General features: G+C 69.5%; 25 protein-coding genes. 8 read left to right on the forward strand and 17 right to left on the reverse strand.

Translation table 11 applies throughout. The annotated features are described in order from the left end of the window. Positions 1–735: a hypothetical protein gene (locus tag G4Z16_RS06695; protein WP_197349741.1), complete on the reverse strand. Its 735-nt coding sequence runs from the start codon at positions 733–735 to the stop codon at positions 1–3. 9 nt (positions 736–744) lie between these two features. Next, the gene (locus G4Z16_RS06700; RefSeq protein ID WP_197349743.1) at positions 745–1,059 is read right to left on the reverse strand and encodes a hypothetical protein; all 315 of its coding nucleotides are present in this window, start codon (positions 1,057–1,059) and stop codon (positions 745–747) included. Between the two features lie 94 nt (positions 1,060–1,153). On the opposite strand from G4Z16_RS06700, the gene G4Z16_RS06705 reads away from it, so the two are divergent. Further along, on the forward strand, positions 1,154–1,420 hold the full coding sequence (locus G4Z16_RS06705) for a hypothetical protein (RefSeq protein ID WP_197349745.1): 267 nt from the start codon (positions 1,154–1,156) through the stop codon (positions 1,418–1,420). Between the two features lie 1,648 nt (positions 1,421–3,068). Further along, positions 3,069–3,746 carry a peptidoglycan-binding protein gene (locus tag G4Z16_RS06710; RefSeq protein WP_197349747.1) on the forward strand — a complete coding sequence of 226 codons (678 nt, stop codon included), beginning with the start codon at positions 3,069–3,071 and terminating at the stop codon, positions 3,744–3,746. Between the two features lie 221 nt (positions 3,747–3,967). Here the strand turns inward: G4Z16_RS06710 and G4Z16_RS06715 are convergent, their stop codons facing one another. Together G4Z16_RS06715 and G4Z16_RS06720 are read right to left on the reverse strand one after the other, a co-directional pair. Next, entirely contained in the window at positions 3,968–4,621 is a 654-nt protein-coding gene (locus G4Z16_RS06715; protein ID WP_197349749.1) for a class I SAM-dependent methyltransferase, read from the reverse strand. After that, complete coding sequence (locus G4Z16_RS06720; RefSeq protein ID WP_197349751.1) at positions 4,621–5,517, reverse strand: NAD(P)/FAD-dependent oxidoreductase; 897 nt, start codon at positions 5,515–5,517, stop codon at positions 4,621–4,623. Before G4Z16_RS06720 ends, G4Z16_RS06715 begins: the two co-directional genes overlap by 1 nt. Before the next feature lie 65 nt (positions 5,518–5,582). On the opposite strand from G4Z16_RS06720, the gene G4Z16_RS06725 reads away from it, so the two are divergent. Further along, on the forward strand, positions 5,583–6,155 hold the full coding sequence (locus tag G4Z16_RS06725; protein WP_197349752.1) for a helix-turn-helix domain-containing protein: 573 nt from the start codon (positions 5,583–5,585) through the stop codon (positions 6,153–6,155). 75 nt (positions 6,156–6,230) lie between these two features. Here the strand turns inward: G4Z16_RS06725 and G4Z16_RS06730 are convergent, their stop codons facing one another. Together G4Z16_RS06730 and G4Z16_RS06735 are read right to left on the reverse strand one after the other, a co-directional pair. Beyond that, entirely contained in the window at positions 6,231–7,580 is a 1,350-nt protein-coding gene (locus G4Z16_RS06730; protein WP_197349754.1) for a class I SAM-dependent RNA methyltransferase, read from the reverse strand. Between the two features lie 131 nt (positions 7,581–7,711). Next, a complete protein-coding gene (locus G4Z16_RS06735; RefSeq protein ID WP_197354214.1) occupies positions 7,712–9,802 on the reverse strand; it encodes an APC family permease in 2,091 nt (696 codons plus the stop codon). Positions 9,803–9,880: 78 nt separating this feature from the next. On the opposite strand from G4Z16_RS06735, the gene G4Z16_RS06740 reads away from it, so the two are divergent. Beyond that, the gene (locus tag G4Z16_RS06740) at positions 9,881–10,549 is read left to right on the forward strand and encodes a potassium channel family protein (RefSeq protein WP_028437386.1); all 669 of its coding nucleotides are present in this window, start codon (positions 9,881–9,883) and stop codon (positions 10,547–10,549) included. Positions 10,550–10,583: 34 nt separating this feature from the next. After that, the gene (locus G4Z16_RS06745) at positions 10,584–11,252 is read left to right on the forward strand and encodes a potassium channel family protein (protein ID WP_197349756.1); all 669 of its coding nucleotides are present in this window, start codon (positions 10,584–10,586) and stop codon (positions 11,250–11,252) included. A gap of 57 nt (positions 11,253–11,309) precedes the next feature. Here G4Z16_RS06745 and G4Z16_RS06750 read toward each other — a convergent pair whose 3' ends face one another. From G4Z16_RS06750 to G4Z16_RS06770, 5 genes are all read right to left on the reverse strand, one after another. Further along, positions 11,310–12,227 (reverse strand): DUF3159 domain-containing protein, encoded by a 918-nt coding sequence (locus G4Z16_RS06750; protein ID WP_197349758.1) that lies wholly within the window; start codon positions 12,225–12,227, stop codon positions 11,310–11,312. A 3-nt stretch (positions 12,228–12,230) separates the two neighbouring features. Continuing rightward, positions 12,231–12,638, reverse strand: a complete 408-nt coding sequence (locus G4Z16_RS06755) for an OB-fold nucleic acid binding domain-containing protein (protein WP_197349759.1) — start codon at positions 12,636–12,638, stop codon at positions 12,231–12,233. Between the two features lie 181 nt (positions 12,639–12,819). Next, a complete protein-coding gene (locus G4Z16_RS06760) occupies positions 12,820–13,596 on the reverse strand; it encodes a DUF3710 domain-containing protein (protein WP_197349761.1) in 777 nt (258 codons plus the stop codon). Position 13,597: 1 nt separating this feature from the next. Continuing rightward, on the reverse strand, positions 13,598–14,119 hold the full coding sequence (gene dut, locus G4Z16_RS06765; RefSeq protein ID WP_197349763.1) for a dUTP diphosphatase: 522 nt from the start codon (positions 14,117–14,119) through the stop codon (positions 13,598–13,600). Further along, a complete protein-coding gene (locus tag G4Z16_RS06770) occupies positions 14,116–14,679 on the reverse strand; it encodes a PaaI family thioesterase (protein ID WP_246531231.1) in 564 nt (187 codons plus the stop codon). Before G4Z16_RS06770 ends, dut begins: the two co-directional genes overlap by 4 nt. A gap of 160 nt (positions 14,680–14,839) precedes the next feature. On the opposite strand from G4Z16_RS06770, the gene G4Z16_RS06775 reads away from it, so the two are divergent. Next, a complete protein-coding gene (locus G4Z16_RS06775) occupies positions 14,840–15,319 on the forward strand; it encodes a DUF3093 domain-containing protein (RefSeq protein WP_197349766.1) in 480 nt (159 codons plus the stop codon). A 68-nt stretch (positions 15,320–15,387) separates the two neighbouring features. On the opposite strand, the gene G4Z16_RS06780 is transcribed toward G4Z16_RS06775, so the two are convergent. The 4 genes from G4Z16_RS06780 to G4Z16_RS06795 form a co-directional block, all read right to left on the reverse strand. Then, on the reverse strand, positions 15,388–16,104 hold the full coding sequence (locus G4Z16_RS06780) for a hypothetical protein (protein ID WP_246530714.1): 717 nt from the start codon (positions 16,102–16,104) through the stop codon (positions 15,388–15,390). A gap of 117 nt (positions 16,105–16,221) precedes the next feature. After that, positions 16,222–16,521 carry a DUF4193 domain-containing protein gene (locus tag G4Z16_RS06785; RefSeq protein ID WP_016470291.1) on the reverse strand — a complete coding sequence of 100 codons (300 nt, stop codon included), beginning with the start codon at positions 16,519–16,521 and terminating at the stop codon, positions 16,222–16,224. Positions 16,522–16,972: 451 nt separating this feature from the next. Further along, a complete protein-coding gene (locus G4Z16_RS06790) occupies positions 16,973–18,253 on the reverse strand; it encodes a sensor histidine kinase (protein WP_197349767.1) in 1,281 nt (426 codons plus the stop codon). 5 nt (positions 18,254–18,258) lie between these two features. Further along, entirely contained in the window at positions 18,259–18,912 is a 654-nt protein-coding gene (locus G4Z16_RS06795; RefSeq protein WP_197349768.1) for a response regulator transcription factor, read from the reverse strand. Positions 18,913–19,250: 338 nt separating this feature from the next. Between G4Z16_RS06795 and G4Z16_RS06800 the strand changes: the two genes are divergently transcribed. Beyond that, complete coding sequence (locus tag G4Z16_RS06800; protein WP_165434865.1) at positions 19,251–19,424, forward strand: hypothetical protein; 174 nt, start codon at positions 19,251–19,253, stop codon at positions 19,422–19,424. 133 nt (positions 19,425–19,557) lie between these two features. On the opposite strand, the gene G4Z16_RS06805 is transcribed toward G4Z16_RS06800, so the two are convergent. After that, on the reverse strand, positions 19,558–20,367 hold the full coding sequence (locus tag G4Z16_RS06805; protein ID WP_197349769.1) for an inositol monophosphatase family protein: 810 nt from the start codon (positions 20,365–20,367) through the stop codon (positions 19,558–19,560). Positions 20,368–20,442: 75 nt separating this feature from the next. Continuing rightward, a complete protein-coding gene (locus G4Z16_RS06810) occupies positions 20,443–21,606 on the reverse strand; it encodes a ferrochelatase (RefSeq protein ID WP_197349770.1) in 1,164 nt (387 codons plus the stop codon). 176 nt (positions 21,607–21,782) lie between these two features. Here G4Z16_RS06810 and G4Z16_RS06815 point away from each other — a divergent pair, with 176 nt between their 5' ends. Next, the gene (locus G4Z16_RS06815; protein WP_246531232.1) at positions 21,783–23,126 is read left to right on the forward strand and encodes a D-arabinono-1,4-lactone oxidase; all 1,344 of its coding nucleotides are present in this window, start codon (positions 21,783–21,785) and stop codon (positions 23,124–23,126) included. Positions 23,127–23,712 lie beyond the last annotated feature (586 nt).

Raw genomic sequence — 23,712 nt, forward strand, 5'->3', positions numbered from 1 at the left:
TCAGACCACAGGGTTGTCGTAAGCGGTGCCTGGAAGCGGAAAGTCATGCAACTTGCCGGAAAGTTCGCCGCCGACCGTCTCCAGTGCCCCCATGGCACCGTTGACAAGCAGCTGCGTACTGTTGATCTGTTTTGTGGCGTCACCCCACAAGTCAATGATGCGGAGAATCTCGTAGGCGGCGAGACCGTAGCCGACAGCCGCACCCCAACCGGTCCAGGAGGTTAGTGTGCCAGCGGCAGCGGAGATGGCTGCAGTGGCGGCCATGTCACCGATCTGCCCCAGGATTGCACCGACTGCCTCCGCCGTAGACCACACGCCGTGCGAGACGACGTAGTACTGAGTTTTCAACGTGTCTAGATCGGACTGCAGTTCGTCACAACGGTCGGCCAGTCGCTTGAAATAGTTGAAGGCGGCGTCCGCAGCGTTCCCATCCCACGTTGCGTCAAGCTCACCGTTGCCCGCGTCGATGTTCTTGGCTATGTCGCTAGTCAGTTTGCCGAGATTTCCCCAGACTTCGCTGCACTTCGCGTAGGCCTCCCAATCCCCAGCGAAGTACTCCTTTGCCTTATCCATCGGGTTGAATCCGGTGGATGCCTCCAGGATCTCCGTCACCCAGTAAGTGGGACTGATGAGATCGCTTGCTTTGTTCAACAGCTCCAAAGGGCTGTGGAACTCAGCAGGTTCTTGCGGTGTCTTGAGGTGACTGGTTGGCTCTGCAACATCTGTAAATGCCACGGCGCCACCTCAGCGCTTGGAGGGAGGTTGGAGGCCATCCATCTTCGCGGCCTCTTGATTGTCGGTTTCTCGGTAGTAATCAGCCGACTTGGCAAGTTCGCGGGACGAACTCGCAAGGATCGTGTGTAGGCGGCTAAGAACGTTCACGACCTTATTCTGGAGCGGATCATGGAACTGGAACGGTCGAGTGAACAACCCTTGCGAGGGTGAAGAAATCTCCCCGTGCTGGTTGAGATACGCCTTGCCTGCTAGCGCGTCTGCCCCTGCCCGGTCGACCATCCGCCGGTACGACTCCAGATCGTCCGCGTTTACCTTGAATCCCATAGCCTCCCCCTACATCCTTGGGCACCCCGAACACTTCGTCCCACGGCCTAAGGTAGATCCTATGCACACCCCTCGAACGGAAGGAACCCGCAGCATGGACGGCGAAGACGACCCCTACCGCTACCTCTACATAACAGGACTCATCGCCGGTGGCCTGTTTGCTCTCGCGTACTGGGCGATTCTGGTCGTCTCGTTGCTCACCAGCGGCTTCACCCTCGGGGGTCTACTCATCACCGTGCTGGTGTCCGTCGCCGCTTGGCTGGGCTTCCTTGGATGGCGCCGGAGGAAGGTCGCCTTCTCGGGCGGCGGGCTTGCACTGCTGCTTGCAGCTATGGCGCTCAGCCGGTATGTGAGTGGCTGAGCAGTGTTCTGACCTCCCGTCAGCGCGCGACGAGTTGATACACGAACGAACAGGCGATGATGAGCCCGACAGCCGTGTATACGATCGCCTTGCGACGCCGGTCCCGAGCTGCACCTTCCGGGGTGCTCCTCTCAGAGGCCCGCAGACGACGCATCATCTCCCGTCGTTCCCGAGGGTCCGCGGACTGCCAACGCTGTTGCATCTGCTCGCGGCTGAGTGGGCCGCTCTCCGATTCGTTCATGAACGGCATGCTACGGGTGCCCCCGCGACGAAGGACCGACGGGCCCGCGCATTCGATGCGAACGCGCGAGTAGAACCCGATCCTCTACTCCATCTGGGAAGTGCCTCCGACGGTGGTAAGAACAAGGACTCGCCGACCCTCGTTCTTGCTGGTCAGGGGCACTTCTCGCTTGCCTGATCACCCTCGGACATCAGGCTCGAGTACCCCCGTGACAAGCCCTCAACTCCACAGCGCGCGCCATGAGTTAGCGGTCGAACGGCGCTGAGAACCACCGGGTGCCTGGACAATGTACTGATAGTTCCTCAGAACCTCAACGAGGGCCCGTCCGTCCCCCACAGCGACGGCGCGCACCCGCCGCCAGAAGAAGACGAGACCCCGTAATGGCCCAGGCCCAGAAGGCGCCCCTGCTCCTCGAGGTCATCGACATCGAGGATGTCGATATCGACCTCGGACTTCGTCCTCCGGCTCCCGAGGCGACAACCCCGGACGGGCCGAACATGCGCCGTGGGACTACGTGGTCACGGAGCGGCTGCTGGACAGCTTCGACCAGGCGCTCGGCCTTATCAAGTCCGCGCTCGACGGGCAACAGAAGCCCCCGACCGCGTACATCCCGCCAGGACATTGGTGACGCGGCGAGGCAGCGATGTGCGCTGGTGGACCTGGGCCGGCTTCCGGGCAAACGCAACACTCGCGGCAACACTGCAGCCGATCGCCGATCCCGTTCAGCGGCCAACGGACTGCTTCGTACGACTACGGAGCGACCTGACGCCCGACGTCTGGCAGGCGAGCCACAAAGCAGCCGCCGACGGAGCGCCCACGGTGCTCCCGAACGTCGATCAACGGGCCGCCCATGGGTTGAAGTTCTCCGCTGCCCTTCCCATGCCACTCGCGGTGGCCTCAGTCGCCGCCCGCCTCGCGGACTTCGATGGTGCACGAGCGGCCCTGAAGGAGCCCGTTCGTTTTCACACCGATCCCTCTCACTGACCCGGCCTGCGTCTGGCCGAACTTCCTCCACGCAGCAGCCTCAGCACTGGCTGATGCCAAATCCCCCTGCCGACACCGTAAGTGGCGCGCATCACAGCCAGTCGTGTCATACGCGAGGGGCTGCTTGTGCGTATGCGGAGTATGCATCGCGGACACCCCGGACCGCCCAGCCGGTGGATCACTTCCCGGCAAGCGCTGAGCGCACCGGTCCTGCCCGGCCACGGCCCGTCAGGGAAAACCGGCCCTGGTCGGACGGGGGTGCCTGGCTGGGGGTTCGCCAGCCTCTCGTGCACGAGGCGTGATGGGGCAGGGCGCACCGCACGGCCACAGTGCGGCATCACTTCGATACATACGTCACGAGTCGTGAATACCGGTTTTCTGACACCTTGACATGTTTTGCGTGTACACGTCAGGGTCGCGGACATGCAGAGAAAACGAGCAGCAATCGCAGCAGCCGCCCTTGTCGCCGCGGGCAGCATGATCGCCCTGCCGGCAGTCGCTCAGGGCACCCCGTCGGCTTCAGCGGCCGAGGCGTCGGCAAAGGAGTCCGGCCACGGCATCAAGTGGTTCCAGGCCACGCACGGGCTGAAGGAGACGGGTTCGGTCAACAAGGCGACCGCGAAGGAACTGCAGCAGGCACCGGACAGCGAGCTGCGCAAGGTCTTCGCCTCCCCCGCGGACCTCGGCCCCAACGAACTCGCCAACGCCCGCACGGTGATCGGCGTCGGCAAGGGCGCGAACATCCCTGAACAGGGCCAGGTCATCGCCCTGATGACGGCGATGCAGGAGTCGAAGTTCGTCAACTACACGACGCCCGTCGACCACGACTCGCTGGGCATCTTCCAGCAGCGTCCCAGCACGGGCTGGGGAACGCCGGAGCAGATCACCGACGTCCCCACGTCTTCCAAGTCCTTCTACGGCGTGGCCCCGTTCGGCTCCAACCCCGGCCTGATCCAGATCGACGGCTGGGAGGGCATGCCCCCGGGCGAGGTCTGCCAGGCCGTCCAGCGCTCGGCCTTCCCCGACCGGTACGCCCAGTGGGAACAGTTCGCCCGCGACCTGCTCGCGCAGGAGGGGCCGACCGTCCCCCCGATCCCCTGACCGACAGCCGACCCCCCACACGACGCAGGGCCGCGCTCCTCTGCCACCCGGCCGACCGCTGGTCGCCGATTGCTGGACGAGGACCGCGGCCCTGCGGATCGCCGGATCACATACGGTGCGGCCCCGGCCGCCGTATGCGGCCCTCGGGTCAGCCTTCCTCCCCCTCAGGCGCCAGGACCGCCACGCACTCCAGGTCGTGCGCATCAGCACGAACCCCGCAACTACGCCGTGCGGCGCGCCAACAGCGTCGAGTCGTGAACATCGACCGTCACGCCGTCGCGGACCATCGACCGTGGCCGCTGCTCGGCAACGAGCGCTTCGAAGCCGTCGGGCAGCCCGGGCAGCAGGTCCTCGGCGACGAACATCGCCCTGCGGTGGCTCGCCGTGAGATGGGGGAACATCTCGGACGGCGCGTGGCCCACGACCAGGAGGTGCCCGCCCGGCGCGACGGCCTCCGCCAGACGGCCGGCGACCTCGACCATCCCGCCGTCCGGTGGGTGCAGGAAGTGGGTGGTGACCAGGTCGTAGGACCGGCCGTCGGCGGCGAAGGTGCGGGCGTCGACCTGCCACCAGTCGGTACGGTCGGCGACTCCGGCCTCGTCGGCGTGCCGGGCAGCGCGGGCCAGCCCGTTGGCGGAGAAGTCCGCGCCGGTGACCCTCCAGCCCTTCCGGGCCAGCCAGATCACGTCGCCGCCCTCGCCGCAGCCGACGTCGAGCGCGGTGCCCGGGGTCAGCCGGGACACCTCGGCGACCAGCTGCGGGTTGGGGTTCCCGCTCCAGATCGTCTCCTCGCTGGAATACCGCTCCTCCCAGCTCTCCGGCTCGAACATGGCTGCCGCTTCCTCATCCGTGAGCTGGTGCTCGTGACCACTCATCAGGCGGCTTCCTTCCGGTACGCCGCGACGGCGGCCGCGGTCTCCTCGACGACAAGTTCGTGGTTGATGAGCGTCCCGGCCGTCATGCCGTCGGCGGCCGAGGCGATGACGCCGGCGTACGGGGCAGCGGCGTTGCCGACCACCTTCACGCCGGGGGCCTCGGGTCCGCCGAGAGCGTCCAGCAGCGTGGTGTCGGCGGTCGGCACGGTGGTGACCACCAGCGCCGCCCGGTGCACGATCTCGCCCCCATCCAGCTCGACGCCGCTGACGGCATCGTCCTCGACGACCACCCGCCTGATCCGGCCCGGAACCCAGCGGATGCCGCGCGCGGCGAGTCTCTCGGCGTCCTCCCCCTGCGGAGCCGGCCGGCCGTTGAGCAGGATCACCACGTCCTCGCTCCACTGGCGGAACAGCAGCGCCCGCTCGACGCACTCCTCCCCACTCGCCACGACACCGAGCGGCAGGCCGGCGACCTCCCAGCCGTGACAGTACGGGCAGTGCAGCACGTCCCGGCCGAATCGCTCCTCCAGGCCCGGGACCTGCGGCAGCACGTCGACCACACCGTTGGCCAGCACCAGCCGGCGGGCGAAGACCGAGCTGCCGTCCCCGAGTCCCACAGCGAAGCGGCCACCGGTGCGGGCGGCGGAGGAGACCCGGCCGGCGCGCACCTCGACGCCGTACCGCCCGACCTCCTCCCGTCCGAGGGCCAGCAGCTCGGCGGGCTCGGTGCCCTCCCTGCCGAGGTAGTTGTGCACGTGGCCGGCAGGGGCGTTGCGGGGCTCGCCGGCGTCGATCACCAGCACCGATCGCCGGGACCGACCCAGCACCAGCGCGGCGCTCAGTCCGGCGGCTCCGCCTCCGACCACGACCACGTCGTACGTCTCGTTGATATCCATGCCTGAAGAGTGCGGACCCTCGTCATGATTGGCAAATATCCTTGCCGGTTTGGCAAACTGTGGGGATGGCGGAATTCGATGACGTTCTCGAGGGGGTCGGCCCACGGCTGCGCGCCCTGCGTGTGGAGCGGGGCGCGACCCTGACCGAACTGGCGAAGAACACCGGCATCTCGGTCAGCACGTTGTCCCGGCTGGAGTCCGGGCAGCGCAAGCCCACCCTGGAACTGCTCCTGCCGCTGGCCCGGGCCCATCAGGTGCCGCTCGACGAGCTGGTCGACGCGCCGGAAACCGGTGATCCGCGAGTGCGGGCCAGGCCCATCAAGCGGCACGGCCGCACGTTCATCCCGCTGACCCGGCGGCCGGGCGGGCTGCAGGCGTTCAAGGTGATCGTGCCGGCGCACGATCCGCCGGGGCCGTATGAACCCAAGGTCCACGAGGGCTACGAGTGGATCTACGTGCTCTCCGGCCGGTTGTATCTCGTCCTCGGCCGCCGCGAACTCGACCTCGGACCGGGCGAGGTGGTCGAGTTCGACACCCGCACCCCGCACGTCATCGCCAACCGGGGCGACCACCCCACCGAGATGCTGGCGCTGTTCGGCCCGCAGGGTGAGCGTATGCACGTCAGGTCAGGAACCTGACCCGGCCGTCACGACCGCCCGACGGAACACCCCAGGAACGGAACGACCCCAAGAACGGCAGGTCGGGAAAGCGGTTCAGGAAGCCTTCGCGGCCGGCTCGAGGATCGCCACGCACTCCAGGTGGTGCGTCATCGGGAAGAGGTCGAAGGCGCGCAGGAAGCGCGGCACGTAGCCGGCGTCCTTGAAGTAGCCCAAGTCCCTTGCCAGCGCCGCCGGATCACATGCGACGTAGCCGATGCGACGCGGCCCCAGGCCCGCGATGTGGCGCACGGTCTGCTTGCCCGCGCCCGCGCGCGGCGGGTCCAGCACGACCAGGTCTGCCTCCGTGATTCCCGTGCGCGGCAGCACGGACTCGACCTTGCCCTGCTCGATCCGGACACGCGGGAAGTCCGCCAGGTTGTGCCGTGCGTCCTCCACCGCGCGCTTGGACGACTCGATGCCGAGGACGGCGCCGCTCTCACCGATGCGGTCCGCCAGCGCGCCCGCGAAGAGCCCGACACCGCAGTACAGATCGAGGGCCATCTCGCCCTTGCGCGGGGTGAGTCCGCGCATCAGCGCGTCCACCAGCAGCTCCGGCGCCTGCGGGTGCACCTGCCAGAAGCCGCCCGCGCCGATGCGCCACGTGCGGTGGTCGGCGCGCTCCCGCACGAAGTCGCGGCCGTGCACACGGTGCAGGTTGCCCTTGTCGCTGCCGCGCTCCCCCACCCTCAACACCGAGACGGGCCGGTCCAGTTCGACGATGGGGAGACGGCCGCCCGGCCTCGGTGTGAGCACCACCTGCCGGTCCTGCGAACCGGTGGCGGCGGTCGCCTCGATGCCCGCGATCTGCGGCCACTCCCGTCCCTCGATGCCCAGTTCCTCGATGGCCGGCGAGGCGATCAGGCAGTGGTCGACGGGCTCGACCTCGTGCGACCGGTGCCGCCGCAGCCCCACGTGTCCCTCGTCGTCGACCGCGAACTGCACGCGCGTCCGCCACCCCGGCACCTCGCCTGCGGGCACCTTGTCCCCGGGCGCCGGTTCGACGGTGCCGTCCCAGGAGACGTCGTCCGGGGTCAACTGGGCGAGACGCCACAGCTGTTCGGTCAGCACCTCGCCCTTCAGCCGCCGCTGCGCCCCCGGCTTCACGTGCTGCCAGTCGCAGCCGCCGCAGCGCCCCGGCCCGGAGAACGGGCAGGGAGCCGGGATCCGGTCCTTCGCGGCCTCCAGGACCTGCACGGCGTCCGCGCGCAGGAAGCGGGAGTCCTCCCGGCCCTCGGTGACGCGTACGACGACGCGCTCTCCGGGGAGCGTGTGCCTCACGAACAGCACGCGCCCCGCCTCCGTACGGGCCACGCAGTGCCCGCCGTGTGCGACGGGGCCGATCTCGACCTCGTACTCCTCCCCGACGAGCGTGGGGGCGGGAGCGTCTGCGGGGGCATCGGGCATGGCGGGTGAACTCCAGAGGTACGGAAATCGCGGCTTCGGGCCAGGGACGTGTGCGGTCGGGCAGCCCGCGCGGAACCGCTCGACGGCGGTGCGAGCGCCGGCGCGGACCGGCCCGGGGCCGACCGTGCAGTCTACTTCCCGTTCCCGCCGGGCTTCCCGTTCCCGCCCGGCTTCCCGCCGCTCTTGTTCCTGCCCGCGCGTCCCGTTCCCGGTCGCGCCGCCGGCCCGCGCCGCACGGCACCGGGCGCGTTCCACTCCGCGCGCTTCCTGAGGCGCTTGCGCGCCAGTTCGGAGGACTCCAGCTGCCACGGCACGGACGTCACCATGACGCCCGGTGTGTAGAGCAGCCGGCCCTTCAGGCGCAACGCGCTCTGGTTGTGCAGGAGTTGCTCGTACCAGCGGCCCACGACGTACTCCGGGATGTAGACGCTCACGAGGTCCCGGGGGTTCTCCGTACGCAGCCGCTTGACGTAGTCGATGACGGGCCGCGTGATCTCGCGGTAGGGCGAGTCCAGGATCTTCAGCGGTACGTCGATCCCGGTCTCCTCCCACTCCCTTCGCAGCTGTGCCGTCTCCTGCGCGTCAACGCTGATGGTGAGGGCCTCGAGACTGTCCGAGCGCATCAGCTTCGCGTACGCGAGCGCGCGCAGCGTCGGCTTGTGGGTCTTGGAGACGAGCACGATGGAGTGCACGCGGGAGGGGCGTACGCGCTTCTCGTCCGGGTCGTCGGCGACGAGTTCCTCGGACACGAGGTCGTAGTGGCGGCGGATCGCGGTCATCACGGCATAGAAGAGCAGCATGCCCAGCAGCGAGACCCAGGCGCCGTGCGAGAACTTCGTCACGAGCACCACCACGAGGACGAGCCCGGTGAAGAAGGCCCCGAACGCATTGATGGTGCGGGAGCGGTGCATGCGGCGGCGCGCGGCCTGGTCGGACTCCTGGGAGAGCAGCCGGTTCCAGTGCCGGACCATCCCGGTCTGGCTGAGCGTGAAGGAGACGAAGACGCCGACGATGTAGAGCTGGATGAGGCGGGTCGAGTCGGCGTTGTAGATCACGACGAGTATGGCGGCGGCGCCCGCCAGCAGCACGATGCCGTTGGAGAAGGCGAGCCGGTCGCCCCGGGTGTGCAACTGCCGTGGCAGGTAACGGTCCTGGGCGAGGATCGAGCCGAGCAGCGGGAAGCCGTTGTAGGCGGTGTTGGCGGCGAGGAAGAGCACCAGGGCCGTCGCGGCGGCGAGGAAGATGAAGGGGAGGGTGCCGTCGCCGAAGACCGCGGCAGCCACCTGTGAGATGACCGGGTTCTGGGCGTAGCCGGAGCCGGCCGGCTTACCGTCGATGAGCAGGTCCTTGGCCGGGTTCTCGGCCATCTTCACGTCGGTGGCGAGCGCCAGGACGATGATGCCGCAGAACATCACGGCCGCGATGAGCCCCATCATCGCGAGGGTGGTGGCCGCGTTGCGCGACTTGGGCTTACGGAAGGCCGGTACGCCGTTGCTGATGGCCTCGACCCCGGTGAGGGCCGCACAGCCGGAGGAGAAGGCACGCAGGAGCAGGAAGGCGAGGGCGAACCCCGCGAGTCCGCCGGTGTGTTCGGTCCTGATCTCGAAGTCGGCGGTGGGTGCGCGCATCTCCTCACCCAGGACGGTCCCGCGTATGACGCCCCAGGCGAGCATCACGAAGACGCCCGCCACGAAACAGTAGGTGGGGATGGCGAAGAGCTTGCCCGACTCCCGTACGCCGCGCAGGTTCATCAGGGTCAGCAGCACGATGGTGATGACGGCGACGAGGGTCTTGTTCTCGACGATGAACGGCACCGCGGAGCCCAGGTTCTCCACCCCGGAGGAGATCGACACGGCGACGGTCAGCACGTAGTCGACGAGCAGGGCGCTGGCGACGGTCAGGCCGGCCCTGCGGCCCAGGTTCGTGGTGGCGACCTCGTAGTCGCCGCCTCCGGAGGGATACGCGCGGACGTTCTGCCGGTACGAGGCGACGACCGTGAACAGCAGCACCACCACGGCCAGGGCGATCCAGGGGCTGAAGTGGTACGCGGAGATTCCCGCGATGGACAGGACGAGGAGAACCTCACCCGGTGCATAGGCCACCGAAGAGAGCGGGTCGGAGGCAAAGACGGGCAGCGCGATCCGCTTCGGCAGCAGTGTTTCCGCGAGCCGGTCGCTTCGAAGCGCACGCCCGAGCAGAAGTCGCTTCGGTAGATGGGTCATCCTGGGCACGGGGAGGATCGTATGCGGTCAGCCGTGCGATCCTGAGACGGCCCGCTGTATGTGACGAGAGGGACGGGCGTGCATGTTGTGATCATGGGCTGCGGCCGGGTTGGCGCTGAGCTCGCGCAGGCGTTGGAGCAGCAGGGCCACACCGTCGCGGTCGTGGACCAGGACCCGACGGCTTTCCGCCGCCTGGGCTCGGGCTTCGGCGGGCGCAGGGTCTCCGGAGTCGGCTTCGACCAGGACACCCTGCGCGAGGCCGGAATCGAGGAGGCCGGGGCGTTCGCCGCGGTCAGCAGCGGTGACAACTCGAACATCATCGCGGCCAGGGTCGCACGGGAGATGTTCGGCATCGAGCACGTGGCAGCACGCATCTACGACCCGAAGCGCGCCGAGGTCTATCAGCGTCTCGGCATCCCCACGGTGGCCACGGTGCGCTGGACGGCCGACCAGATGCTGCGCCGGCTGCTGCCCTCCGGGGCGGAGCCCCTGTGGCGGGATCCCAGCGGCGGCGTGCAGCTCGCGGAGGTGCACACGTCCTCGAACTGGGTCGGCCACCGCGTCAGCCGGCTCCAGGAGGAGGCAGGGGTCCGGGTCGCCTTCCTCACCAGGGTGGGCGAGGCGATGCTGCCGACCTCGGAGACGGTTCTGCAGGAGGGCGATCTGGTGCATGTGATGATGCGCTGCGATCAGATCGACGAGGTGGAGGCCGTCTTCACGACGGGCCCCGAGGAGGGCCGCTCGTGACCGGCGTACGCACAGCGAACAGGGGACTCGGCCGATGAGGGTAGCTATTGCGGGCGCCGGCGCAGTGGGCCGCTCGATCGCGGGCGAGCTGCTGGAGAACGGGCACGAGGTGCTGCTCATCGACAAGGCTCCGACGGCGATCTCGGTGGAGCGCGTGCCGCAGGCCGAGTGGCTGCTGGCCGACGCCTGCGAGATCACCTCACTCGACGAGGCCGCGCTGGAGCGCTGCAACGTGGTGATCGCGGCCACCGGCGACGACAAGGTCAACCTGGTGGTCTCGCTGCTCGCCAAGACGGAGTACGGCGTTCCGAGGGTCGTCTCGCGCGTCAACAACCCGAAGAACGAATGGCTGTTCAACGAGTCGTGGGGCGTCGACGTCGCCGTGTCGACGCCGCGGCTGATGTCGGCCCTCGTCGAGGAGGCCGTCAGCGTCGGCGATCTGGTGCGGCTGCTGCGCTTCTCGCAGGGCGACGCGAACCTCGTCGAGCTGACGCTGCCGCCTGAGGCGGCACTGGCCGGCACGCGCGTGGGCGACGTGACGTGGCCCGAGGACACGGCTCTGGTCACCATCATCCGCGGCAACCGCGTGCTGGTGCCGGACGACGACGACGCGCTGGAGGTGGGCGACGAGCTGCTGTTCGTGGCCGCCCCGGCGCGCGAGGAGCAGCTGGAGGACCTGCTGTCGGTGCGCGGCGGCGGTTAGGCCCTGTCCGAGGACAGGGCCTGGGTCACCGCAAACCGGAGGCGCCGCGAGCGCTCCTCAGCGGCGGTGCCGTCCGCCCTGACCGGGCGCGTGGCCGCCGGAAGCCGGCGGGTCGTCACGGAGGCGTTCCGAGTCGGCGAGCAGCGCGCGTGATGCCTCGTCGGCGAACTCCTCGCCGATGGCGTCGAGCGTCCTGCGCTGGGCCTGCTCCCGCTTCTCCCGCTCCTCGCGCTCCTGTTCGGCCTTCTCCTCCGCCTCCATCTCCGCGATGACGTTGATGGGGGCGGGCGCCTTGGCGAGGAAGATCCATGTCAGATAGACGGCCAGCAGGAACGGCGGGATCTTCAGCGCCACCGTCACCCAGCCGAACCGCGTGGTGTCGCCCCACAGATACAGCGGGAAGAGGATGGCGCACTTGCCGAGCAGGATGAGGCCCCACGCGTAACTGGCCTTCGTGTAGGCCTTTTTGCGGCCCGGGTTCCTCTTGCGCCAGGAGAGGTTCTCCTTGAAGACCGGCCCCAGCACGAGGCCCAGCAGGGGCACGCCGGCGGCCGCGGTGACGAGGTACGCGAGCGCCAGTCCCAGCGTGTAGAACATGCCCGGCAGATAGAAGTCCTTGGCGTTGCCGGTCATCATCGCGAAGATCACGCCGATGGCGACGCCGAAGATGCCGCTGAAGGCGTGCTTGACGGTGTCACGGCGGATCAGCCGCGTCACGCCCAGGACGGCCGAGATCGCGAGGGCGGTCAGCGCCGCGAAGTGGATGTCCTTGTTGACCGTGTAGATCGTGATGAAGACCAGTCCTGGAAGGGTCGTCTCCACCAGCCCGCGGACTCCGCCGAAGGCTTCGAAGAGCGCGGCTTCGGTGACGGCGCGCGAGGCAACCGCCTCTCCGTCGGCCCCGGTTCCGGATTCCGGGCCTGTACCGGTCCGTGCTCCGGTTCCGTCAGCGGTCGGCTTGTCGAGGGGGGTCACCCACTACTCCTGTCCGAGGGGTCGCAACTCGTACTTGGGGTTGAACATCACCGGTCGGCCGTGGTTCATCGAGATCCGCCCCCATGCGATGAGACCGCGGCCGGGTTCGATGCCCGCGATGGCACGGCGGCCCAGCCAGACCACGTCGAGAGCGGCGGACCCGTCGAAGAGCTCCGCCTCCAGTGTCGGCACCCCCGCCCGGGGGCGCAGGGTGACGGTGCGCAGCGTACCTGTCACCCGCACGATCTGGCGGTCACCGCAGGCAGCGATGCGCGTGCAACCGGTGCTGTCGGCCTCCTGCTGCAGCTCCTGCGAGTGCAGTTCCTCCTCGGACGAGGACAGCCGCTCCAGGAAGCGCTTGAACCGCCCGCCTCCGCCCTCTGCCTTGTCTGCTCGGGTGGCGCCACTCATGCTGCCAGCGTACCGGTGAGACTCCCCTGCGACGGCGGCCGTTGTCCCTAAGCGCAACGGCGCGCGGGCGCCCAGCGCAGCAGCGGCGCCGGGACGACCGCCCGGCACGCGACGAGCCGCCGGCGGCCCGCTCCGGGCGGGCACACGCGGCGGCTCGTCGTACGGGCGGCGGGTCGCGGGGTCAGCGCACCTCGGTGATCTCGGGGCCGCGCTGCAGCTTGTCGAGGCCGCCCGCAAAGCGGGAGCCCTCTTCGACGGTCTCCTGCTGGACGCCGTCCGGCACCATCTGGGCATCCTCCGGCAGCTTGAGGACGATCGGGTCGCGGGGCGCCATCGGGGACTCGCCGCGCACGATCACCGTGTCCTGGAAGACCTGCTCCAGCAGCCCGCCCATCTGCGGCTGCACCGCGCCCTGGCCGGAGATCACGCCGCGCAGGAACCAGCGGGGGCCGTCGACGCCGACGAAGCGCACGACCTGCACCCCGTTCGTACCGTCGGGGAGCTGCACCGGGACCTGGGCGCGCAGTTCCCAGCCCAGCGGGCCCTCGACCTCGTCGATCACACCGCCCTGCTTGGTGATGCCGGTCGCGATCTCCTCGCGTACCTCCTCCCACAGGCCCTCGCGCTTGGGTGCGGCGAAGGCCTGCAGCTGGAGAGCGCTGTCCTGGACGACGAGCGTGGCCGCGACGATCGACTCGCCCGCGACCTCGACACGCAGCTCCATGCCCTCCACGCCCGGCACGTACATGCCGCCGAGGTTGACCCGGCCGTTGCCGGGGTCGGTGACCTCGGTCACGTCCCAGGGACCGTCGGGACGCGGCGCCGGCGGAAGCTTCACACGCGTCGCGTCCGCGTCGACGGAGCGGGAATCATCCGGAGCGGCGTCCTGCTCGTACGAGCCGAAGTCGTCCGAGGTGCCGTCAGGCTCTTCGCTCTTCTTGCGACGACGTCCGAACACGTCACTGTCCTCTCAGGTCGGAATGCCGGTCGGCCCCGACCGGAACGTAGTCATTCTGATGTGCGGCGGTCTGGCTGTGACCGCCTGTGGAGCCGAATCCCCCCGCGGCCCGCGCCGAGCCCGGCAACTCCGCCACCTCGTGGAAACGCACTTGCTCCACTTGCTGGACGACGAGTTGGGCAATGCGGTCGAGACGCTCGAACCGCACGGTCTCGCGCGGATCAAGATTGGCCACGATCACCTTGATCTCTCCACGGTACCCGGCATCGACCGTTCCGGGTGCATTGACCAAGGAGATGCCGCAGCGAGCTGCGAGCCCCGAGCGGGGGTGCACGAACGCCGCGTAGCCCTCCGGCAGAGCGATGGAGATCCCCGTGGGCAGCACGGCGCGCTCGCCGGGCGCCAGCTCCGCCGCTTCCGTGGTCACCAGGTCGCAGCCCGCGTCGCCGGGGTGGGCGTAGGCGGGCACGGGAACGCCCGGGTCCAGGCGCTGCAGCATGACGTCGACGGGCCGGCGGCTCACGGGTTCACCTCGAATGCACGGGCCCGCCGGACCTGGTCGGGGTCGGCCATGGCGGCCTTGATCTCCTCGTCGCGCCCGTGGTCGGTGAAGTGCTCCACCTGCACCTTGATGAAGAGGGCCTCGGCGCGCACGGCGACGGGTCCGTCGGGGCCGCCGATCCGGCCCGTCGCCCTGGTGAAGACCTTCCGGCCCTGAACCGCGGACGCGGTCGCGCTCAGATGAAGCACGGTGTCGACCGGGACCGGGCGGACGAAGTCCGTCTCAAGGCGCCCCGTCACCATGATCGTGTGCATGAGCCAGCACAGGGAGCCCATCGTCTCGTCGAGGGCCGTGGACAGCACGCCTCCGTGCGCGAGACCGGGAGCGCCCTGGTGCACGGGCCGCACCCTGAACTCGGCGGTGACGTCGACGCCTTCGCCCGCTCTGATCTCCAGGTGCAGGCCGTGCGCCTGGTCGGCGCCGCAGCCGAAACACTGCCCGTAGTGGGAGCCGAGGAGCTCCCCGGGCGCCGGTGCGTCGGGGTGTCGCACCGCTGCGCCGGCGCCGGGCGGCGGCGTCAGTGATGTCTTCGGCGGATGGTGCCTGCCCGAGGTCTCGGGCGTGTTCCGCGGTCGGGCTGTACTCACGTGTGCAGACCTTACCGCCGAGTTGACTGCGGATGACGAAGAAGGGACGCGGACCCCGGTCCTGGGCCTTGTCCGCGCGTGACAGGCTGGGCGCATGGTTGCTCAGGAACGCCCCTACGACGAACGCCTCACGGCTCCCCGCTCCTGGTGGCTCATCGCCGCTCTGGTGGGCGTCGGGGGCGCGCTGGTGATGCTTCCCCTGGGCGTTCTGCCGATGCTCGGCGGGCTGGCCGTGACGGGCGTCCTCGCCGCGGTGGCGGTCAGTTCGTACGGCTCCGCGCGCATCCGCGTCGTCGCGGATTCGCTGGTCGCGGGCGACGCACGCGTACCGCTGTCGGCGCTGGGCACCACGCACGTGCTGGACGAGGAGGAAGCCTTCGCCTGGCGCACGCACAAGTCGGATCCGCGCGCTCACATGTTGCTGCGCAGCTACATCAGGACAGCGGTGCGTGTGGAGGTGACGGATCCGGCGGACCCGACGCCGTACATCTATCTCTCGACGCGTACGCCGCGGAGGCTGGCCGATGCGCTCGCTGCGGCCGCCGCCGGTCCGCGGCGGACCGCAGCTGAGTGAGGATTCCGGGCCGGTCCGCCAGCGCTGCGATGTGCGGTGTGAGGACGCCGGCTGCCGCGAGGAGAGTCTCAGCGTGAGGACGGCGGCAGTGCGGCCCTGCCCGCCGGTCCGAGGCCGTCGTGGCCCTCGTAGGCGTCGCCGGGCGGAAGCGCCTCCCAGCCGTTTCCGGCGGCACGCAGGTCGTCGCGGATCTTTCCGGCGATCTTCTTCGTGTCCCGGCTGTTCATGACGGCGCCCACGGCCGCGCCGACCATGAAGGGCGTCAGGTTCGGCAGGTTGCGGACGGTCCGCTTGAGCAGCTGCTGCCGCAGCTCACGCTTCATCTGCCCGCCGAGTGCGGCGTTGAGCGTGGTGGGCCTGGTGACGTCGATGCCACGCTCGGACGTCCACGCTCCGAGGTAGGCGGCCGCCCGCTGCTTCACGTTGCCGGGCGGACGGCGTCCGTAGACCTCGTGCAGCTCGGCGATGAGCTTCAGCTCGACGGAGGCGACTCCGACGATCTCCGCGGCGAGCTCGGCGGGCATCGCCGGCGGAACCGGCAGCATCGCCGCGGCGCCGACTCCGGCGCCCACGGTCGCCGAACCGCGTACGGCTCCGGCGACCAGCTTGTCCGCGATCTCCTCCGGCCCCAGGCCGGGGAACTGCTTTCGCAGGGTCTCCAGGTCGCGCACCGGGATACGGGGCGCGATATCGATCACACGGTCGGCGACGAGCCCCAGAAAGGCCCGCACCTTGCCGCGCTGCTCCGCGTCATCTCCGGCCTCGCCGCCCCCTTGCGCGGCCACGGGAGACGGGACCGCTGACGGGACTTCGCGGGAACGGGTACGAGCGAGGTTCGCTGGTCAGGCGCTCCTCGCTCGTCGTCACGCGTTTCGTCCGCCACTACGGCAGCCCCGCTCCACTCAGGCCGCGCAGTCGCGGCAGATCGGCTGGCCGTTCTTCTCGGCAGCCAGCTGCGACCGGTGGTGGACGAGGAAGCAGCTCATGCACGTGAACTCGTCGGCCTGCCGTGGCAGGACCCGTACGGACAGCTCCTCGTTGGAGAGGTCCGCGCCGGGCAGCTCCAGGCCCTCGGCCTGCTCGAACTCGTCCACGTCCACGTTGGACGCCGACTTGTCGTTACGCCGGGCCTTCAGCTCTTCGATGCTGTCTTCGTTGACGTCGTCATCGGTCTTGCGTGGAGTGTCGTAATCCGTAGCCACTTCGCTCTCCCCCTCTGGGTTTCATGGTGTCTCAGCGCACGTAACGCGTGAGAGGCCGGAGTTGTGCCCGACCTGAGGCGGAGATTTTGCCTCACATCAAGGTCTGTTACTCAATCGACACCCAACCGCGCCCCTGAAGAGGTGATCGCGTCAGTTGCCGAGGAGGACCCTAAACGGTCCCCTGCTCGCGCTGCGCGCACGCACCCCGGGTACTGCCCACGATTCCCACCTGCGGAAACCTGGATTTTCCGGTAATTCTTCCCTTACGAGGTCACCCAGGGTGGGGACCAGGAGAATCGTGTGTGTGATCGATCACAGATACGGCCGGTGCGCGTCGCGGGACAAAATTCCGCAAATAGCGAACCTCCGGGGTTACCCTCCCGGCTCCGCCCCGGGTCGGCACAGGGCCGGAAGCCTGCCCGCCCGGCAGGAGTACCCCTCGGCCGACGTCTCAGACAGGGAGTACGACGCGCAGCGCAAGACCGCCCTCCTCCCGCCGCTCCGCCGTCACCGTGCCGCCGTGCGCCCGCGCGACGGACCGCACGATCGACAGGCCGAGGCCCACGCCCTTGTCGCTGCCCGTGCGGTCGCTGCGCAGGCGCCTGAAGGGCTCGAAGAGGTTGTCGACCTCGTATGCCGGGACGGCCGGGCCCGTGTTCTCCACGAGCAGCATCCCGTGCCCCGGCAGGGCCTCCGTGGCGACGGAGACCCAGCCGCCCTCCTGCTGGTTGTAGCGGACCGCGTTCTGCACGAGGTTCAGGGCGACGCGTTCGAGGAGTACGCCGTTGCCCTGCACGTACACGGGCTGGCGCACGCCTCGCACCTCCACGCCCTTGCTCTCCGCCTCGGCGCGCACCTGCTCGACGGCGTGCGCGGCGACCTCGGAGAGATCGACGGGCTTGCGGTCGACGATCTCGTTCTCGCTGCGCGCCAGCAGCAGCAGGCCCTCCACCAGCTGTTCGCTGCGCTCGTTGGTGGCCAGCAAGGTCTTGCCGAGCTGCTGGAGCTCCGGCGAGGCCTCGGGGTCGGAGAGCTGGACCTCCAGCAGCGTGCGGTTGATCGCGAGCGGGGTGCGCAACTCGTGGGAGGCGTTCGCGACGAAGCGCTGCTGTGCGGTGAAGGCGCGGTCGAGCCTGTCCAGCATGTCGTCGAAGGTGTCAGAGAGCTCCTTCAGCTCGTCGTCGGGACCCTCCAGCTCGATCCGCTTGTGCAGGTCGGAGCTGGCGACCTGGCGGGCGGTGCGGGTGATGCGGCCCAGCGGTGAGAGGACCCGCCCCGCCATCACGTAACCGAAGGCGAAGGCGGCCACCGCGAGGCCGAGCAGAGCCATCAGGGAACGCTGGAGCAGCTCGTCCAGGGCGACGGCGCGCTGCGCGTCGGTGCACTCGCCGAGCCGCTCCATGAACTGCTCGCTCGGCAGCGTGCCCGTCAAACCGGGGCAGCTGTCGGAGGTGAGCTGCGCGTTGGCGTTGAGGATGCGGAAGGGGAGCTTGCTGCCCTCGTGCAGGGCCTCGGCCGCGAGCAGGTATATCAGCGTGAGCAGCACCATTCCCGCGATGAGGAACATGCCGCCGTACAGCAGGGTCAGCCGTATCCGGATCGTCGGACGCAGCCACGGGTACGGACGCGAGGGCTCGCCCGGGTCCCATGTGGGCTTGGGCGGCGCGGAGGCAGGGCCCGGGGTCTGCCGCCGGTGCTCGGCCGGTTCCGAGGGCGTCGTCGAGGCGGCCATCGCGATCAGATCCTGTATCCGGCGCCGGGAACGGTGAGGATCACCGGAGGCTCACCGAGCTTCCGGCGCAGGGTCATCACGGTGACCCGTACGACATTGGTGAAGGGATCGGTGTTCTCGTCCCACGCCTTCTCCAGCAGCTGTTCCGCGGAGACGACGGTGCCCTCGCCACGCATCAGCACCTCCAGGACGGCGAACTCCTTCGGGGCGAGCTGGATCTCCGAGCCGTTGCGGAACACCTCCCGGCGGTTCGGGTCGAGCCTGATGCCGGCACGCTCCAGGACGGGCGGCAGCGGGGAGGTGGCGCGGCGGCCCAGGGCCCGTACGCGCGCCACGAGTTCGGTGAAGGCGAACGGCTTGGGCAGATAGTCGTCCGCGCCGATCTCCAGGCCCTCGACACGGTCGCTCACGTCGCCGGAGGCTGTGAGCATCAACACCCGCGTGGGCAGGCCGAGATCGACGATGTTTCGGCACACGTCGTCGCCGTGGACGACGGGCAGGTCGCGGTCGAGGACGACGACGTCGTAGTCGTTGACGTCGATGCGCTCCTGGGCCGCCGCTCCGTCGTAGACCACGTCGACGGCCATGGCTTCCCGGCGGAGCCCGGTCGCGACCGCATCGGCGAGCAGTTGCTCGTCCTCGACGACGAGTACCCGCACGGCACCTTCCTTCCTGGTACTGAACCTGCCCGCAGATGTGCCGTGGGCAGGTTGGCGTGATGCTGCAATCCTGCCCCGTACCTCGGTAAATCGGCGGTAAGAGCCGCTTCGCGGACGGCCCGCGAGATTTTTCCGGGCTTGAGGTTTCTCTGAGGTTGCAAGAGGGGAGGACGAGGGGCACACCCCGCGATCACGCCCTGTAGGCGGCTAGCCACCACGACCGGAGATCCGGACGCTCCGGCTGCCGACCGTCCAGCCAGGGAGCACGTCGTGATCATGATCGACAGAACCCTCGGCACACATCCCCGTGCCACTGACCCATGACGAGGGGGCGCACCATGGACGCGTTCACTGCCGGACTCCTGCAGCGTATACAGAACACCGAGACCGACCTCAGCCGCGCTCGTGAGTCGGGCGACGACTTCCTCGTGGACGTCGAGCAGTCGGAGCTGGAAGACCTCCACCGCATCGCCGCCGAGCACGGTGTGCAGATCGGCGCCAGCACGGTCTGAGCGCCCCGGGCCGCGCGGAGAGCCGCCGGCCGGATCCGAATCGCCTGTGAACTGATATGAGCCCCGGGAGCCCCCCGCCCCGGGGCTCACTCATGTGCCCGCCGCCCCCGCGCCCTGCTGCGAGGCAGGGCGTTCAGTCGTGCCAGGCGCCGAGGCGGTCGAGCAGGGGCTGGAGGATCTCGAAGACGCCGGGGGAAGCGGCGACGGCCAGTTCGCCGTCCGGCGGAAGACCCGGACGCCCTCCCGTGCGGGCTCCGGCCTCCCGTGCGATGAGGTCGCCCGCGGCCAGGTCCCAGGCGTGCAGGCCGCGCTCGTAGAAGGCGTCGAGCCGCCCGGCCGCGACGTCGCACAGGTCGACCGCGGCGGAGCCGGAGCGGCGGATGTCGCGTACGCGCGGGATCAGCTGCCGCACCAGATCGGCCTGTGCCGCACGCCGTTCGGCGACGTAGTTGAAGCCGGTGGCGACGAGCGCCTGGTCGAGCGGGGGCGCGGGACGGCAGCGGATGGGCTGGGCGTTGCGGAAGGCGCCGTGGCCGAGCGCCCCGCGGAAGGTCTCGCGGCGCGGGGGCGACTCGACGACGCCGATGACCGTCTCCCCTTCGAACTCCGCGGCGATGGAGACCGCCCAGCCGGGCAGCCCGTACAGGTAGTTCACGGTGCCGTCGAGGGGGTCGACGATCCAGCGGACACCGCTCGTGCCCTGCGAGGACGCGCCCTCCTCGCCCAGGAACCCGTCGTCGGGGCGGCGTTCGGAGAGATACCCGGTGATCAGCTTCTCGGAGGCCAGGTCCATCTCCGTGACGACGTCGACGGAGCTGGACTTGGTCGCGGAGACCTCGAGGTCCGCGGGGCGTCCGTCGTGGAGGAGAGCACCCGCGCGGTGCGCGGCCTCCAGGGCGAGTTCGAGGAGTTCGGCCTTGAGCTGGTCGACCTGGGCGCTCACGTTTCTCCTTGCCTCGGGCTCTCGTCTGCTTCGTCGCGTGTCCCCACCAGTGCTTCTGCTCGCGACGCGCGGCCCCTACGCGTAAGGACTGTCCGCGCCCGCCGCGGCGGGCTTCTCCGTCCTGCCCGGGCAGCAGCCGACGGGGCACACGTCGTGACTGGGTCCCAGACTGCCGACGGCGCACCGTTCGGGCCGCGCGCCACGCTCGGTGGCTGCTCGCTCCAGGACCAGTTCCCTCACAGCCGCCGTGAAACGGGGATCCGCTCCGACGGTCGCGGAACGTGCCACGGGCAGCCCGAGCGAGCCGGCCTTGGCGGTCGCCTCGGTGTCGAGGTCGTAGAGGACCTCCATGTGGTCGGAGACGAAGCCGATCGGCACCATCACGGCGGCGGGCGCGCCCTCCGCTTGCAGGGTCTCCAGGTGGTCGCAGATGTCCGGCTCCAGCCACGGCACCTGGGGCGGGCCGCTGCGCGACTGGTACACCAGCTGCCACGGCCGCTCGGTGCCGCTCCGCTCCGCGACGGCCCCGGCGACGAGCCGGGCGACCTCCAGGTGCTGCGCGACGTACGCACCTCCAGGGCCGTGGTCCGCGGGCGGCCCGGAGGAGTCGGCGGCGGAGGTCGGAATGGAGTGCGTGGTGAAGGCGAGATGCGCGCCCTCGCGCACGTGGGCGGGGAGCGTGTCCAGCGCGGCGAGCACGCCCTCGGCCATGGGCCCGACGAATCCCGGGTGGTTGAAGAAGTGCCGCAGCTTGTCGACGCGCGGCGGCTCGAAGCCCTCCCCTTCGAGGGCGGCCAGCGCCTCGGCGAGGTTCTCCCGGTACTGGCGGCAGCCCGAGTACGAGGCGTAGGCGCTGGTGGCGAACGTCAGCACCCGGCGGCGCCCGTCACGCGTCATCTCGCGCAGCGTGTCGGTCAGATACGGCGCCCAGTTGCGGTTGCCCCAGTAGACGGGGAGGTCCACCCCTTGTTCGGCGAAGTCCTTGCGGAGGGCGTCCAGCAGCACCCGGCACTGTGCGTTGATGGGGCTCACGCCGCCGAAGAGGAAGTAGTGCTCGCCGACCTCGGCGAGGCGTTCGCGCGGGATGCCGCGCCCCCTCGTGACGTTCTCCAGGAACGGAACGACGTCGTCGGGCCCTTCGGGACCCCCGAACGACAGCAGCAGCAGAGCGTCGTAGGGGCGGGCATCGGTGGGGGCGGCAGAACCGGCGGGGTCACCGGCATCGAGCGCATCGGACATGTCCCGATCCTGCCATCCGCGGAGTGCGCGTGGTCGGCCCGGCTCCCTCGCTCCGGTCGCGGTGGTGCGCGGCGGCCCGCGGGCGGCCGGGTGGACCCCGACGGAGCGGGCGCCGGGCCGTGAGTATGATCCGATGTCACTGCGAGAGGGGGCACGGCTTGATGAGCGCGCAGCCGATGAGCAGCGGCCGGGGCGGCCGTCAGGCACGCAAGGACCTGGGCACTCGCACGACGTGGCGCAACTGGGCGGGGAACGTCGCCATGGCTCCCGCCCGCACCGTCTCCCCCTCGACCACCGACGCGCTGTCGGAGGCCGTGCGCCGCGCCGCCGAGGACGGCCTGCGGGTCAAGGCCGTCGGTACGGGGCACTCCTTCACCGCCGCCGCCGTCACCGACGGGATGCTGATCCGGCCCGAACACCTCGTCGGCATCCGCGGGTTGGACCGTGACGCCGGCACCGTGACGGTGGCAGCCGGGACCAGCCTGAGGCACCTCAACGAGACGCTGGCCGCCGCCGGACTGTCGCTCACCAACATGGGCGACATCATGGAGCAGACGGTCTCGGGCGCCGTCAGCACCGGGACCCACGGCACCGGCCGCGCCTCGGCCTCGCTGGCGGCGCAGGTCACCGGACTGGAGCTGGTGTGCGCCGACGGCTCCGTGCTGCGGTGTTCGGAGCAGGAGAACGCGGAGGTCTTCGCCGCGGCCCGGCTCGGGCTCGGTGCGCTCGGCGTGATCAGTGAGCTGACATTCTCCGTCGAACCGGAGTTCCTGCTCACCGCGCGCGAGGAGCCGATGGCCTTCGAGGCGGTGACGAGGGATTTCGATCAACTCGTCGCCGAGAACGAGCACTTCGAGTTCTACTGGTTCCCGCACACCGACAGCTGCAACACCAAGCGCAACAACCGCAGCGAGGGTCCGGCGCAGCCGCTGCCCCGCCTGCGCGGATGGATAGACGACGAGTTGCTCTCCAACGGCGTCTTCCAGGGCGTCTGTTCGCTGGGAGCCGCGGCCCCGGCGGTCGTTCCCCCGATCGCGCGCATCTCCAGCAGGGCACTCTCGGCGCGTACGTACACCGACATCCCGTACCGGGTCTTCACCAGCCCACGGCGTGTGCGCTTCATCGAGATGGAGTACGCCCTGCCGCGCGAGGCCCTTGTGCCGGCCCTGTGGGAGCTGAAGCAGCTCGTCGAGCGTTCGCGCCTCCAGATCAGCTTCCCCGTCGAGGTGCGCACGGCACCGGCGGACGGGATCCCGCTCTCGACGGCGCAGGGGCGTGAGACGGGGTACATCGCCGTACACATGTACCGGGGTTCACCTCACGAGGCGTATTTCACGGAGGCCGAGCGGATCATGACGGCCCACGGAGGGCGTCCGCACTGGGGCAAGCTGCACTCGCGTGACGCCGCGTATCTCGCGTCGTCATATCCGCGCTTCGAGGAATTCACCCGCGTCCGCGACAGACTCGACCCCGATCGCGTCTTCGGCAACGACTATCTGCGGCGCGTACTCGGCGAGTGACGCCGCCCGCCACGTGGGAAATCCGCCGGAGATCCGTGCGGCCCGGCATCTGACCAGCGACGACCGAACGTCAACCGCCGCCGGGCGAGGGGAACATGACGGGCCCGCGCAGCGGGGGGAGCACGATCCGGCCCCGTTCGCCCGTGCTCTGCCTCCGTCCGCCCCCGGCGCACCCCCGTTCACAGGAAGGCTCGCCGATGCGTCCGAAGTCGTCGCCGGTCCGGGGGACTTGCTGTTCTGACCTGTCAATATGCGGCGCTGAGCGATTCGTTCATAACGCGCGTCCAAGTGGGCAATATCCGAAGTGAATGACTCCGTTCCGGGCGGTTCTGTGACCCTTGCCACCTGCGGAGGCCCTTTCTAGGCTTGTCCGGACCATCAAATCCCCTTCCCCGCGAGCAATTTGAACGGCGCGCCGGTCCACCCCCGTGGCCCTAATGGAGTAGTGTGACGAGCCCTGGCCTCGGCTCAGACCCGGCTCAGGCAGCACAGGTGACGAGGACGGTCACTATGCGTTGCGAAGTGATAACCGTGCCGCAGGCGGCTCCGGGAAGGTCCCGGTCGTCGGACAGGTCGGCAAGGTTGT

Origin of the sequence: Streptomyces bathyalis, assembly GCF_015910445.1 — a bacterium.
GTDB classification, from domain to species: domain Bacteria; phylum Actinomycetota; class Actinomycetes; order Streptomycetales; family Streptomycetaceae; genus Streptomyces; species Streptomyces bathyalis.

What these genes read in the sequence shown, in the direction of transcription:
- G4Z16_RS06725 (WP_197349752.1), top strand. Translation starts at nt 5,583, where the DNA reads ATGGCGGAATTCGATGACGTTCTCGAGGGGGTCGGCCCACGGCTGCGC.
- G4Z16_RS06710 (WP_197349747.1), top strand. Translation starts at nt 3,069, where the DNA reads ATGCAGAGAAAACGAGCAGCAATCGCAGCAGCCGCCCTTGTCGCCGCG.
- G4Z16_RS06700 (WP_197349743.1), bottom strand. Translation starts at nt 1,059, where the DNA reads ATGGGATTCAAGGTAAACGCGGACGATCTGGAGTCGTACCGGCGGATG.
- G4Z16_RS06815 (WP_246531232.1), top strand. Translation starts at nt 21,783, where the DNA reads ATGAGCAGCGGCCGGGGCGGCCGTCAGGCACGCAAGGACCTGGGCACT.
- G4Z16_RS06720 (WP_197349751.1), bottom strand. Translation starts at nt 5,517, where the DNA reads ATGGATATCAACGAGACGTACGACGTGGTCGTGGTCGGAGGCGGAGCC.
- G4Z16_RS06745 (WP_197349756.1), top strand. Translation starts at nt 10,584, where the DNA reads ATGAGGGTAGCTATTGCGGGCGCCGGCGCAGTGGGCCGCTCGATCGCG.
- G4Z16_RS06810 (WP_197349770.1), bottom strand. Translation starts at nt 21,606, where the DNA reads ATGTCCGATGCGCTCGATGCCGGTGACCCCGCCGGTTCTGCCGCCCCC.
- G4Z16_RS06715 (WP_197349749.1), bottom strand. Translation starts at nt 4,621, where the DNA reads ATGAGTGGTCACGAGCACCAGCTCACGGATGAGGAAGCGGCAGCCATG.
- G4Z16_RS06790 (WP_197349767.1), bottom strand. Translation starts at nt 18,253, where the DNA reads ATGGCCGCCTCGACGACGCCCTCGGAACCGGCCGAGCACCGGCGGCAG.
- G4Z16_RS06755 (WP_197349759.1), bottom strand. Translation starts at nt 12,638, where the DNA reads ATGAGTGGCGCCACCCGAGCAGACAAGGCAGAGGGCGGAGGCGGGCGG.
- G4Z16_RS06800 (WP_165434865.1), top strand. Translation starts at nt 19,251, where the DNA reads ATGGACGCGTTCACTGCCGGACTCCTGCAGCGTATACAGAACACCGAG.
- G4Z16_RS06705 (WP_197349745.1), top strand. Translation starts at nt 1,154, where the DNA reads ATGGACGGCGAAGACGACCCCTACCGCTACCTCTACATAACAGGACTC.
- G4Z16_RS06775 (WP_197349766.1), top strand. Translation starts at nt 14,840, where the DNA reads ATGGTTGCTCAGGAACGCCCCTACGACGAACGCCTCACGGCTCCCCGC.
- G4Z16_RS06730 (WP_197349754.1), bottom strand. Translation starts at nt 7,580, where the DNA reads ATGCCCGATGCCCCCGCAGACGCTCCCGCCCCCACGCTCGTCGGGGAG.
- G4Z16_RS06735 (WP_197354214.1), bottom strand. Translation starts at nt 9,802, where the DNA reads ATGACCCATCTACCGAAGCGACTTCTGCTCGGGCGTGCGCTTCGAAGC.